This window comes from Treponema sp. SP13, from assembly GCF_050938355.1.
Lineage (GTDB): Bacteria > Spirochaetota > Spirochaetia > Treponematales > Treponemataceae > Treponema_D > Treponema_D socranskii.
This window is the reverse complement of the sequence record NZ_JADOVM010000003.1, coordinates 149,229-163,585: the sequence shown is the minus strand read 5'-3', so window position 1 is coordinate 163,585 and position 14,357 is coordinate 149,229. Positions and strand designations below refer to the sequence as shown.

At 48.0% G+C, this 14,357-nt stretch carries 4 protein-coding genes; all 4 read right to left on the bottom strand.

Features of this window, described 5'->3' with window-relative positions; all coding sequences use genetic code 11:
* Positions 1–8: 8 nt before the first annotated feature.
* The 4 genes from IZU26_RS06935 to IZU26_RS06920 all read right to left on the bottom strand — a co-directional run bounded on the left by IZU26_RS06935 (position 9) and on the right by IZU26_RS06920 (position 14,296).
* The gene (locus tag IZU26_RS06935) at positions 9–6,482 is read right to left on the bottom strand and encodes a hypothetical protein (protein WP_433277823.1); all 6,474 of its coding nucleotides are present in this window, start codon (positions 6,480–6,482) and stop codon (positions 9–11) included.
* A gap of 75 nt (positions 6,483–6,557) precedes the next feature.
* Positions 6,558–11,231: an Ig-like domain-containing protein gene (locus tag IZU26_RS06930; protein ID WP_433277821.1), complete on the bottom strand. Its 4,674-nt coding sequence runs from the start codon at positions 11,229–11,231 to the stop codon at positions 6,558–6,560.
* Positions 11,232–11,709: 478 nt separating this feature from the next.
* Complete coding sequence (locus IZU26_RS06925) at positions 11,710–12,567, bottom strand: 5'-nucleotidase, lipoprotein e(P4) family (RefSeq protein WP_433277818.1); 858 nt, start codon at positions 12,565–12,567, stop codon at positions 11,710–11,712.
* Between the two features lie 157 nt (positions 12,568–12,724).
* Positions 12,725–14,296: a bifunctional metallophosphatase/5'-nucleotidase gene (locus IZU26_RS06920; RefSeq protein WP_433277816.1), complete on the bottom strand. Its 1,572-nt coding sequence runs from the start codon at positions 14,294–14,296 to the stop codon at positions 12,725–12,727.
* Positions 14,297–14,357: the final 61 nt, after the last annotated feature.

Below are 14,357 nucleotides of genomic sequence, written 5' to 3'. Positions count from 1 at the left end.
CGGTTTTTTTACTTTCCTACATAGAATGCCGCACGGTAATCGGAACCGGTGGTAAATCCTACGGCAACAGGCATCTTTTCCGCAGTATTGTAATATTTTGCCTGTGTTTCAATGCAGATACGGCTGTGTGCAGCGCGCTCGTTGAGAGGAGCGGTCATGGTTTCCCAGCCTTCCACATCCGTTCCCGTATTGTTGAAGTCCATAGATGTTTTATAAGCGATGCGGATAGCATCGTATGAGTTGGGACGGGACACATACGAGATATACGGAGTCGCGCCGTTCATAGTCATATCTATAGACATACCGGAATCATCCAAAACTTCCGAAGTTCCAAACGCATACTTTGTTGAACCGTTATCGGACGTATTCGTAGACTTTACGTACACGAGCTGCCCCTTGGTGTTTTGGAACGCGATATGCAGATAGCCGTCGGTAGTACCGATGCCGGCTCTTATGTAGTTGCTTGCGAGCCTGCCGTTCGGATCCGAAGAAGCGAGAACGCTCTGAATCTTCCAATCGCTTGATGACTTGGGCTGTTTTGACGTACTTCTTGCAAGGCGCAATCTTCCCGTAGTAGCATCCATATACACTACTATGGGATAGCCCTGTATAGTTGTCGCAACGGCAATGGATTCCCACACCGTATGTGAAACGGAAAGTCCGTCTTCAAAAGCAGAAGCGCTCAGTACATACGGAGATGCATAAGTTGAACCGTCGGGGCTTACAAATGTAAATGAGTCCGCCGGATGATCCGGAACCGTTCCATTCGTATCGGTTACATCGGTATTTCCGTCTATAACGCACCACGGAAGCGCCTTGAGGCTTGTATCCGGTGTTTTGCTGTCGTCTACCCATGAGAATTTTACGGCTCCGGTCAATCTGTCATAATAGACAACATAGATGTTATTGCCGGAACGCACTGTCCGTATGTTTTTAAACTGCTGCAACTCATTATCGTAGGTAAACAGTTCAAACCGGTATATCTTAGCACTATTGCCATTGCCGACAAGTGTATTGGTGGCATCTTTATCATAGAGGTATATACCGCCAGCAGCGGTAGGGCTGGTATCATTCCAATCAAAAGTGAAGCCATCACCCCAGAACTCGTCCCGTCCCCCATGATAATTTGCAGCATAGAATACGTTTACTTCCGTTCCGCTAACAGTTATATCGGTTTCTTCGGGCGGATCATATCCCGTAAATACCTTTGTAGTACCGGTTCCTCCTACTGCAACAGTACTGCTTCCCGTAAATGCACTTGAATAATACACTTCCGACTTTGAGTAATTACTGAACGAAGCATACAGCGTTCCGTCGTTTGCTTTGCTCATTGCCGGATAGATGGCATTTTTGCTGCCCTTAAACGTATCTTCCTTATTTACACGCCAGATATGCACAAGCCTGTCGTCGGAATGTTTTGCGGTTCCGTATGTATTGGAATCTTCCATATTGCTTGCAGTATACGCATTTGTATTATTCACCGCGGCAACACCGTTTACAACAAGATGCAAATATCCGTCTTTTGCCGTATCGGGAACTTTAAAGGTAAAACTCTTCTTATCACCACTTAAAGTAAGATTGTCCATTGCAACTGAAGAACCGGTTCCGTCTTTATTTGCGGTAATCTTTAAAGAAGTAGTACCTGCTGTTGTAAAGTTAAAACCTGTAAGCGTATTGCCTTCTTCCCCGCGGAGCAAAGGTATGGCGCCGCTTCTCGCTCTGTTTGTATTGTATGTACTGTTTCTGCTGACAGCGGTAATATACGGTACAATATCGACTCTACGATTTTTTGCAACCTCATTGGTCTGGTTTGTATCTTTCACCTTGATCGTAATCGTTTTATCGGTTCCGACAACGCCTGTTATCTTTGCGGTATTCCAATCGAGCCGCCATTTAACGGTATGACCGGTTTCCACACTGAAGTCACTCGATACGACGCTGAAGTGCCAGCCTTTTGTATTAAAATCACCGACAGATGGGAACGAACCTGACGTAAAGGTCGCAAGTTTCGTCTCTCCTCCTTCAGCAGCTCCGGCTATGCCGTCAAACTTAAAGCCGTCGATCTTTGCCCAAATTTCAGTGATAACCTGATCGTCGTGAGCTGTACCGGTAATACTTATTTTGCCGGAAACTTTATCGTCCGTATCCATAAGGCCGCTTGTCTGGTCAAAAACGGTTGTATTTAAATCGGTTCCTATTTCGATGTGTCCGTTATCACGGCTGTTGCCGTACAAGCTGTTTTTAGTTTCGGAAACCCATTCAAACGGGTCTATCTCGTTTGTAGGAGGTATTCTGTCCTTCGTATCGACGATAACATCAAGTTCCAGTTCCGCCTTCCATGTATCGGTACCGACTGATAAACCGACCGCGGAATCCCATACGGTAAGCAGAAGTTTGCGCTTTTTCGGAACGGGCGCGGTAAGATCGTCGCTTTGACCTATTTTAGTAAAAGCAGCCGCATCCAGCGTAATGACGCCTGCCGATAATTCGGTTAATCCGTGTACATCCGTATTATTTGTTACACATCGTAATGTATACTTTTTAGTTCCGTTCCCGCCGGATATACCCACTTTAATCTGCGACTTATTATTTTTAAACCTGAAGACATCCCCATCGGCTTTACCGTGCCAATCGTATTTTTCGCTGTCGATACCGTTAGGCTTATCGGCATCATAGGTCAGAGCCAACGTTTTGGTTTCAACCGTAGAACCGGCATTAGCAATAGTGCCGTTTCGGTTAATATCCGTTCCCAGCTCTACAGAACTTATCTTCAATGAATTTTTCTTCAGTTTTACCGGTACTTCAATCGGAGCATGCTCATTATTTGCACGGTCAATCGGAGTAATAACGATTTTTCCTTTACCGTCGGCAAAGCTGCCTACATCGATCACTCCTTTCCATGTTACAAAGTTGACATCTCCGCTGCCGACATCCGTTTGCACGCCGCTCGGTACCTCTAAAGTAATTTCGGTTGCAGAAGCGTTGTTATAGTTTACTTTGACCCTTTCAACTCCCGCGCCTACATCGTATGCAGCACCAAACACGCCGACCTTGCCGGTGCCATCAGGCCGCAGATATTCAATAGGGCTGTAGATAAGATAACCCTTTGTGGGATGCGCCGGAGCGGAGGCAAGCGTAACCTTGCCGATGCTTCTGTCGAAGCCGGTAATTGCAATATCCTCGCCTGAAGCAAAAAACTTCGTTGTTGAAGCGTCGATATTTGTTTTTCCTATCAACGCAGGATCGGTAAACGAAGTTTCGCTCACCTGTACGGTGCCCGACGAAGCTATTTTTGTACCGAACACAGCTGTAGGAGCACTGTTATCGTATTTAAAAGAGAATGAATCTGAAGCCGTCAGATCACTTGCAGTCGGATCCAACTTCTTTGCTTTTATCGTGATATTGATCGTAAAGCCGTTATTGCTTCCGGGGCTTGCCGTAGTTTTTAACGGGATCTGCATTTTATAATTGTTACCGTTTTGTACAAAGCATTGCTGATTATGGATCTTATAGCCGGTTATTTGACTATCGCCCACCAAAGAAGTCGGAGAAGTGTAGTTACCGCTTATAGAGATCATTTCTATACCTGCACTATGCGCCAATTCCGCACATAGATAAAGCGCATCTCCTTTTATCCACATATTTGAAACATAGGTTTGGTTTTCAGGGTTAAGCGGACCTGAAGGGACGGACGTATTGATATTACCGCTCGTCGCAACCTTCATACCGGTAATGGTCGGAGCGGTTTTATCGATTTTGATTTTAACGGGTGATGTCCACTGCCCTTCGACTCCACCGGTATTTTTACCTCGCAATCTGAACCAAATAGTTCGCGGAGTATCGCCCGGAGGATTAAATTCTTTACCGCTATTTATTTCCTGAGACCAATACGGACTTCCCGCCGTATATGAGGTTAACTGTTTTCCGCCGGAAGGACACCAGTCGGTTGTGCCGAACATGGCACTCTGGTCAAAATCAGGTTGATCGGGATGCCCTGTTTTTGTTTTATCGGTGATTTGAATCCACACGGAACCGACTTGTCCCGCCGCAGGATTGGGTACGCTGACTGTCCCCGAAATAGTGATCGTACCGCCTAAAACTTTATCCTTCTCAGGTGTTAACACCGTTACTTCAGGGATATCTCCGTTAGGGTCTACTCTTATTATTCTTAGGATAATATCGATATTGCCTTTTTGCGTACTTTCACCTGCTTTATCCTCAACTAAAAAGAAGATCGGAATATCATACAGTTCAACTCCCGCTGCGAGCCCTTCAACCTTTTTACCAAGCGTTTCAGCTTTGGCTTTTTGAGTGATATTATCCGTGCCGGTAAAGCCGATAGCCCACGTATCTCCCGACAAACTAAGCGGTTTCCATTCCGTAGAGGTTTCAGACGGTTTTACCGTTATATCGTTGGTATCTCGCTTACCGACGATATATTTTATGCTCTTTACACCGCTGGGTGTATCGATAACCGAGCCGCGCATAGTAAAATCACCGCTCTGACTTCTCGATAAATCGGGACTTGTTATCTCCACCGTCGGTGCCTTTGTATCAAAGGTAAAGTCTGTTTTATCCGTATCGGTTGAACCTGAACCCGCTTTACCTAAAAAGTGAATTATATGAGTTCCGTCTGAAAACCCGACCGGAAGTTCTTTTTGTTTAGATACTCCGGCAGGATCCTTCCATTTTATAACGTACTTTCCCGATTCTTTAACTATTTCAACTTCTACTTCATATCGCGGATCATTGGCTGCTGCAGAGGCTTTTTTAAGTTCTATATCACTATCGTTAACGTTCGCACCTATATTGCAATAGACGTGACCGGTTGTTGTATCGATTCCGGTAACATCAGCTGCAAGGACGAATTTTGCATTTGCCTTTTTAAACCCTTGCGGACGGATCGGTCGTATTCTCGGCCCGGTTCCGACGGCAAGGAAGTTTATAATATAAAATCCGCCGCTCGCCGTATTGGAATCGTCATACGCTTCAAAGGTATGCGAAGAATCTTCTGTGTTATCCGTGCCTTTAACCTTTACGGCATAGTAACCTTCGCCCCAAGACTGATTGAATACGCATTTTACGCGCAATTTTCCGTCTTCCATCGTGATACGGCTTGTATCCGTCAAATCGTGAAATTTTACAAGCGATTTTTCCTCAAGATTTGTACCGTTTTTAAAGCTGGCTTCCGGCGTACCGGTTCCGTTCCACTTTAACAAAACGATTTCGATATTGCTTGCTTGATATGCCGCAAGGCCGGAACCTCCAACCAGCGGAGTATTGTCTTTGTTGCGGATAAGCTCTACCGAAAATGCCGTTTCGTTTCCCGACTTAAACAGCAGTGAAGACGCTTGCGAAACGTTTAACGAATTTCCGGGCAAATTCTTTATGCCGATAACTTTAAATCCCGGCGATTTGCTCGGTTCCAGTTTAAAAGTGCTGCGCTTTTCGCTCATTTTTATCATCGCCGTTTTAAGCGCAGCCAAAGCAGCCGTGTCGCCGCGCAATGCTTTTATTTTTTTATCGTGATCGTCTTTATCCGACCCTTTTTTACCGGCAAAATAATCGCTGATCACTTCGGGCGTATACCCCTTTGCGATAACAGCGGTATATATGTCATCCCACAAATAGTACCAATCGGCTTTATTGCCTTCGCCTGAAGCGTTGTCGCCTGTATATTCGCGGGCATTGTCGTATAAATACAATTCGCTTCTGATAGGCTTCGTTTTATCTTGTGCCTGTAAACCGTATAAAGCATCTGTAGGAGTGTAAACGGCGACTTGCGCGTTTATATTGTTGCCGACAAACATATTGGTCATATCGATCGGCGGCGTTCCCGGAACATACACATTCAGCTTTTCAACGGTATTTTTTTCCCCTGCTTGCCCTACGACCGAAAAGATCGCTCCGTAACCGTCCGCCTGCGGAGTCGTCGTCTCGGTTATCTTTACAACCGTCGACGGCCTCGATACGATAAACACCGGCGGCGTATTGTCGATTTTATAATTTTTCGTAAAGTTTGACGTTTTGCCGCCGCTGTCGGTAACGGTAACGATGGCCGTATATTCGCCGTCGGGTATGGGATAGATTTTTACGAGTTCATGAGGCGCGGCTTCCGTTTCCGTAGATTCATTGTTTATGTTTGCAGTCCACGATGTGCTGTACGCACTCGGGGATGAAAGTTCGGCCGGAAAGGAACGCGTCTTCGCTTTCGTTTCGATGTTTTCAAACACAATCGAAACCGCTTGTACGCCTTCGTCGTCTTTTGCCGTGCCTTTTAACACAAAGCTTCCGCGTATCGGAGTTTCACCCGCATCGGGATAAGTGATTTCGCCGCTCGGAGGCAAAATATCTATGCCTCCGCCCAACGAAACGTACTGCGGACAAGCCGTGCATACAATCAACGTCGCAAACAGCAGTGCAGCATACAAAAATCCGCGCCCCGTTCGCCTGTTTTTATTTTTTAATATTGTATTTTTCATAACCTTCCTCCTAGTAAGAGGCTGTCGAAAAAGCAATCACTTTTACGGCACCCCCTTTTATATATCTCTTACCGCTTAAAATACATTAACACGAACACCGCCTGCTATATGCGGCATAACGGATTTTATCGACGGTCCGTCGACATCGGTCGGAATAAACCACAGCTGCCCCTCGGTAAAGAACGAGAATGAGCTGAAGCGTTGCCGTTTGTGCAGCTTTACGCGCGGAAATTCCACTTGAACCAAACCGGCCGAAAGCACTTGGGGCTTTCCGCTTTGCGTTTCGCTGAACAGCGAAAACTGCGCGCCGACCGCTACGTTCAAATAGAGCCACTGCCAATCGGGCCCGAAATAATAGCCGAAGGGCAGTTCGAATACGTTTGCCAAAAGTTTTATAGAGCCCACGTGTCCGCCGTAACGGATCTGCCGCAGCGAGCGGTCTTGCGTTTTATAAAACCAGTCGAATTGACTTTGCGTAAACTGCCCGTAATGGAACTGCAGTTTTACGTTGTCGTCGAAAAAGCTTAAACCGATACCGGCGTTCCACAGCGTCGCGCCCCAAAAGCCGAGTTCGAAATGCAAGCCCTGTATGAATTTGGGCACTCCGTACGTCGCTTTGTCGCCTTTGCGCAGCGCGGCGCTTGCCTCTTGCAGTGCAATATTATCCCGCGTTAAACCGGTAAACGATATGCTTCCGTTATAGCGTCCGCCTTTGCCGGGCGAAATCAGCGTTATGTCGGGAGCCGTTTTGTCTATTTGTATAATCGTCCTGCATATCGCGACTTCTTTGTTTTCCATGACGGCACGCACAAGCAAAAAATGATTACCTTCGACCAAGTCTTCCGTTTCGATCCGGTACTGCCAACCGTTTTTGAGTTTTGCGGGAGCGAAGGTTCGTCCGTTGTTGAAACTCACTTCAACTTGCTTTAAGCGCTTCGATGCAAAAAGGTGTTTCGCATCCGCCGATGCGTCTTTGGCAAAGGCGGCGTCTTTTTCCGCTTGCGAAACGGCGTAGCCCGCCCTGCCTTTTAGATACGGACGGTCGATCGCAAAGTCTCCCATCGCAAGGTTGTCGATCGTGATCCACGGGCCGTCTTCGTTGTACTGCATGGAAACCCCGCTTGAAATCACCGTTTGGTTTGCGGGAAGAATTCCCTTTATTTCAATCGTATGCGTACCTTCGCTTATGACATCGGAATTCAATTGAAACGATACGTAAGACGTTTTGGATACATCGGATGTCGTTATCTGTGTTCCGTCTATAAACAGCGATACTTGTTGTATGTTCGAAGAGGGATCTACACGGCCGTACACGTTGAATTCGCCGCACAGGGTTTCGCCGTTTAAGGGGTACAGTAACTCGATTTTATTTTTATCCGCCTTTCGAGAGACGTCGAAGTTTACAGCCGCTTCGTTCGTATTGCCCGCTTTGTCGACGCCCGATATTTCCAAATTGTAACGGCCTTCCGGTAAAGAGGCGATATCGATGCTTTCGGCGATAAGCAATTCCGTTTTCAATTTTATCTGTGCGAGAGATGCCGGAACCGTCGTATTCGAAAGGCTCTTTATTTTCAACGTTACGCCTTCAAGCGAAATATTGTCCCACGCCTGACCGGATACAAACAAATCTTTTTCGAGCGTCGAGCCCGCCAAAGGATATTCGATTTCCAATGAAGGCGGAGTGTTATCGGTATTGATCAAAGTCGACGACACCGATTCCAATCCGTACTTGTCGATCGTTTTGATGAGCACGACGTGGGTGCCGTCACCGATAACCTGCGTGTTGAGCGAATAGCTCCATTTTTCCGCTCCTTCGGTACGCAGAAAACTGTTTCCGTTATTCACCGATATGTATACTTCTCCGATACCGTTTCCGTCGGAAGCCGTACCGCCTATCGTTATGAGACCCTTTACCGTTTCGTTGATATCGGGCGAAATCATGTGCGCGACAGGTTTTTCGAGAGACACTCTGATTTTGCGTTCGACCGGCGCGCTTTTTACGCCGTAAATGTCTTCACCGTATATGCTGATCGTATGTTCGTTGTCGGTCAAAGACGAGAGAGCGACCGGAATAGAAAACGTGTGCGTGACGTCGAGCGTCGTATACGGCGCATTGTCGATCTTGTAATGAATTTTTGCCGGAGCGTCGTCATCGTACACGATACCCGAAATCTCGAAGTCTTCGACGATAATCTGATTTTCAAACGGCAGATGTATTTCGACAATCGGAGCGTCTGCAGCGGTATCGATATCGAAATCGTACGTATCGATAAGCTTTGCGTTTCCTGCGGCGTCGGTAAAGCGGAACTTCATATTTTTGCTTATCGGTTCCGATGCGGTGCCGATAACGACATTCGAAAGCGACGCATACGGAAATTCCTTCCATGCGGAATTCTTATCTTCGGCTTTGTATTCGGCTTTTACGCCGCCGAATTTTTCGCTGATTTTAAAAGCCGCCGTTACCGAACCGTTTACTTTATCGCCGTTTGCGGGCATCACCATGCGCACGTCCGGCGCTTCGGTGTCTTTTATGAAAATCCTGTGTTCCGAAGTTTTTTTGCCGACGCTGTCCGAAGCGACGACGGTGAGGAGGAGCGCGCCGTCGGGAAAGCCTTTTACATCAAGTGTTTTTTGAAAGCGGCTTTCGAGCGTTCCCGTTAAAACTTCGTCCGAAGACGCAGACGTCAGGCTGTATTCAAGCGGGAACGACGTGCCGCTCACGCTTCCTGAAAATGCGATCGAATCCTTTACGTACGACGATGATGCGGATTGTTCGAGCGTTATGACGGGGAAAGCCGTATCGACCAGTATATCGATGCTTTCGCTCGTCATTTCTTCGCCGTCGCTTGTACGTATCGTCACGCGGACGCCGTTATATGTACCGTCTTTTGCCGCAGCGATTTTTACAACGTTTCCTTCAACTTCGCAAGCGAGTTCCGCGGAGCCGGACAATTCGGCGCTTTCGATCTGCGCGCCTTCGGCCGAATAATACAAACCGGTTAAAAACTCATCCGCTTCAAGAACCGTAGCGTTTCCAAGCCGTCTTCCCGCCCACGCAAACGCAGCGGAATCGCTTGAAGCAGCGCTACCTGCAATGCCGATGAGCAGTTTTTGCCGTACGACACGGTCTGCCGTATCCGTTGCGCTCACGGATATCTCGTATATGCCTGCGCTCATTTTTTCGTTTACGGGCGGCCGCACGGTGAATTCGGTTTGACCTTCTTTAAGGGCGAACGCTTTTTCTTCTTCGCCGTTAAAACCGACAAGCACTTCGCGCAAGCCCGCTTCGGCTTTAATGCGGACGGCAGTCGAAACTTTATTTTGCGCGCCGTACAAAGGAATGACAGTGCCGCCCGATTCAAACGAGATGACGGGCGCTTTTCCTATTGAAGAGAATTGAACGGTATGCGCGTTTCCCGCCGTTCCGTCGGCGCGTACGGCGTACGCAACAAGCGTATGGTTTCCCGCGGAAAGTTCGTCTTCGGTCGCGGCAAAGGTGCCCGACGATTCGGATACAGCGACGGTTTTTTCTTCACCCTTGTCGATTCTATAACGAATTTCCGACGCGTTTGCGTATCCCAAACCGGAGATAAAAAGCGTGCCGTCTATTTTTTCGTTCCCTTTCGGACTTGCGATTTCCAAATCGGGCTTGTCTTTCGCTTTATCGATTTCAATCTTCTTTCTCTCTCTCACGACGTTTCCCGCAACGTCTTTTGCAACGAATTCGATGATAACCGATTTTGCACTTGTACGGGTAAAATCGAATTCTTTAACCCAATAATCGTTGCCCGGCGTTACGGGGATGTCTCCGCTTTCTTTTCCGCATATCCACGAAAGCGATTCGAGTCCCGTACCGTCGGAGACTTTACCCGCAACGGAAAAAACGCTTGAAACGGTTTCGGTTTCATCGTCCGGATAGATAAACGAAAGGGTCGGTGCAACATTGTCGACAAAGAACAAAAAAGTGTAGATTCCCGTCGAGCCCTGTTTATCGACCGCTTTAAACCAGCATACGTTCGGGCCGTCGGAGAGCAGTCCCGTTTTTACGTCGAGTTTAAAAAACGAACGATTCAGTTTTTTATTGTGTGAAAGGCGTACTTCTTCAAATTTGTTCCCGTTGTCGAGCGAATAAAATAGGCGATCTATACCGTTTCCGTCTTCAACCGTTCCTTCCAGCTGCACGGTACCGGACACCAAAGTACCGGCTCCGGTATTCGTAACGTCCGTGACCGGCTGTCGTCTGTTCAAATTAAACGAAGTCTTTACGCTTTTTCCCTGAATACCGTTTACATCGACACCCCACACTTCGACGGTGTGCACGCCTTCGGCTAAAGACGCCGTATCGAGCGCGTACGACCAAAACTCCGTACCCTTAGCCGTATATATTTGTTCGCCGCCGTCGATGCGGAGCGAAACGCTCGAAACCTCATCGTCGTCATAACAGGTTCCGACGATATCCACATTGCCGCTTACGGCCGCGCCCGAACCGGGAAAAGCGATCGACGTAACGGGTAAATCCGAAGCGGGATCTATGTACATATTAAAAGGGCCCGCATAACCGACATTGCCGGCGATATCGCGAGCCGTTATGAGGATATTGTATTTTCCTTTTTTTTTCGCCGAAATATCTACCGTTTCCTGCCAGCTTTCCAACGGCCTGAGTTCGGTTTCGGTTATATCTCTGGAACCGAATGCGTAGATACCGCCTAATGTGCAGCAAAAGCAAATGATACATGCAAGTTGTTTCATAAAACTCCCTTAATTATAGTAAGTATAACCGATAAACGATTTTCAAACGACTGTTCAAAGTAGGTACCGGCCGATAAAAACATCGATTCGCTCCATTATCGGCGCGCCCTTTCGAAATCTTTACGTCGGGACATTGCGGCCGAAGAGTATTTGTCCAAAACGGCGAACAGTTAATTCTGTCATATTCTGTACTAAAATATTTTTAATTAAAATACTCTAAAGTATCTAATTACTCTAAATTATAGCAAAGAAGCAAAAAAAATGCAAGCGTTTGTGCACAGTTGTAATAGCAGCGTACCCTGTTTATTATATAAATATCGATATGCAGTGCGTTTCGGCAGAGACGGTTTTGTCTTTTTCGAAACGGGGCGGCGTATCGCCGCACACACATTGCGCACGTTTTACCGCAGCACCCCGTATCGACAGGCTGCCGAAAAAGTAATCGACTTTTAAGACTGCCCTTTTTCCGGCCGTAGAATTATTTTTTCCAAACTTTTAAATTATCTCTGCGGATCTTCAGCTTACCGGCCGCATCGGTTTTATAATAATCGACGTTCAGCCCTCCTTCCCAATTTCCGTAGAGGGGATTCGGCAAAACGATGTATTTTATGCCGAAGTCGGCTTTGTATTTGTCGACGGCCGCACGGCGTACATCGTTGAGCTGATGATATGTTTCTCCCGTAAAGGCGAAATCGTCCAGATTGTCGCCGATAAACACGACGATTTCGTAGCCGGCTTTTTCCACCTGTTCAAAGCGTCCCGTTTTTTTCGACTCTTTGTCTTTTAAGAGCATCGATGTTTCATCGACGCCGGTAAAGCCGAGCGCTTTTAAATTATTAACCGTCGGCTGATATTCCGCACCGGCCGTACGGTTCGAAACGTAAAACATTTTGCCGCCGTGCGAATTAACGTAATTTGCAAATTCGACGGCTCCGGGAATCGCGCGCGCCTGTTCGGCTTTGCACCACGTCGTCCAAGACGCGGGATCGACTCCCTTGTGTTCGAGCAGGCGGCTCGCGCCTTCGGCGGAATTATCGATCATCGTTTCGTCGAGATCGACGACGACCGCTTTTTTCATGCCGTTTGCCGGAGCGGCCGCATCGAACGCCGCTTTTGCCGCATTGAACGCTTGATATGCGAGCGCGCGGTATTCGCCCGATTGCTGCATCCAGTTGAACGCCTGCATCCCCTGTTCCGCGAGCAATACTTCGTCCGCTTCATTTTTCGCCGCAGCTGCCTGCTTCGGTTTTTCCGCCGCCCCTAAAGCGGTCGTACATAATGCGAAAAAAATCGCGCCGATAAAAATTTCCGAAATCGATTTTGTTATGCGTTTCATCATAACCTCCTGATGTATGTAATAAAAGTATACGGCTTCGATGCCGAAAAACGACGCCGATGCCGTAACGAGTTTTTAATTTTACAGCACCGGACGCGGTTTTGCAAGAAATCGAGAATGTTTTGATAAAAAAACGCGCAACCGTTTTCCCCGTTCGTCACTCGGGCAGTTTTCCGCCTACAAGCGTAATGCGTCCGTCGGTCGAAGGCGTGACCGCGCCCTCGAGCCGCTGCGCGTATTCCATGACGACCGTGCTGATGAGCATCGACGTGTTGTAGGTGTCGATCGAAGCTTTCAACACCGTATAGCCGTCGCCGCCCTTTGCCATATAATCGTTCGTCGCAATGCGATATGTGCGGTTTTTGTCGATCGGTTTTCCGCCGATTGTGACACCGCCGATCTTTCCGTTGCCGTCCGCGTCATAGGTGATCGTGTAGCGGATCTCTTTTGAAACCTGCGTAAAGGCACCGGCTCCCTGTTTGATGCTTCCGATAAAATCGAAGAGCTTAACGACGTCTTCGCCTTTCAGCGTGAGCACGTACACATAGTTTTCAAAGGGCAAAACCGTGAGAATGTTTTCCCGCGTAACGTTGCCCGCAGGAAGCGGAGCGCGGATGCCGCCGCCGTTCGTGATCGCACCGTCGACGGTTACGCCGGTCGTTTTGAGATAGTCGACCATCGCATCCGTCACGAGATCGCCGAGCGCCATTTCTTGGTAGCGCGTGAGGCGTTTTCCGAATTCGAAAGCGGCCGTCGTTTTCATGACGACTTCTTTCAACGCCGCGTTCGCTTTATCGACATAGGGTTTCAAAAGCGCTTCGACGTCGGGATCGGGCGGGAAGGCTTTGAGCGTGATAGGAACGGCTTTCCACGTAAAATCCGTCACTTTGCCGTTGACGATTTTCATAACGCCGTCGCCGACGTATTTCCCGTATTCGTTTGCGGTGACGATCGGTACGCCGTTGACGATTTTCGGCTTTTCAAAATACGAATGCGAGTGACCGTCGACGATCAGATCGATGCCCGAAACCCGTTCGGCGAGCTTTACCGACGTATTCTGCGTTTCCGTTTCCTGGACATCGCCTAAGTGCCCGTCGATGATGACGATATCGGCTTTTTCTTTTTCACGTACGCGTTTTACCATCTGCTTTGCCGCTTCGATTTCATCGATAAAGGTGAGACTCTTGTCGGGGCTTGCGATGACGAGCGTGCGCAGCGTCGTCAATCCGATGACCGCGACGCGGAAGCCGTCGTAATCTTTAATGATATACGGTTTGACGAGGTAGTGTCCGCCGCGCTTGATGTTCGCGGACAGCCACGGGAATTCGGCAATTTTTATCTGCCGTTCGAGCTTTGCGAGCGTTCCGTCGAATTCGTGGTTTCCGAGCACTATCGCATCGAATCCCATTTTATTAAAACTCATGATGTCCGGTTCCGCGTTGAACATATTCGACAGCGCAGACCCCGTGTTTACGTCTCCAGCGTGAAGCACGAGCACGTTTTTGTTTTGTGCGCGCACTTGCTTGATAAACGTCGCCATGGACACGAATCCGCCGATGCCGTCTTTGGTCGCCAATACGGCGCCGTGCGTATCGTTTACGTGAAGGATGACAAGCTCATGCGCTTTGCCGTCGCTCCGGCGGGGAGAAGGCGTGCTTGCACAACTGCTTGCAAAGAGAGCGATCGCCGCGGCTGCCGCAGCGATAATCATTCCGAATCGTTTTTTCATATTGCCTCCATAAAGTTTACGAATAATTATGTGCCGTATTTCAATCCGTACTCATATCACA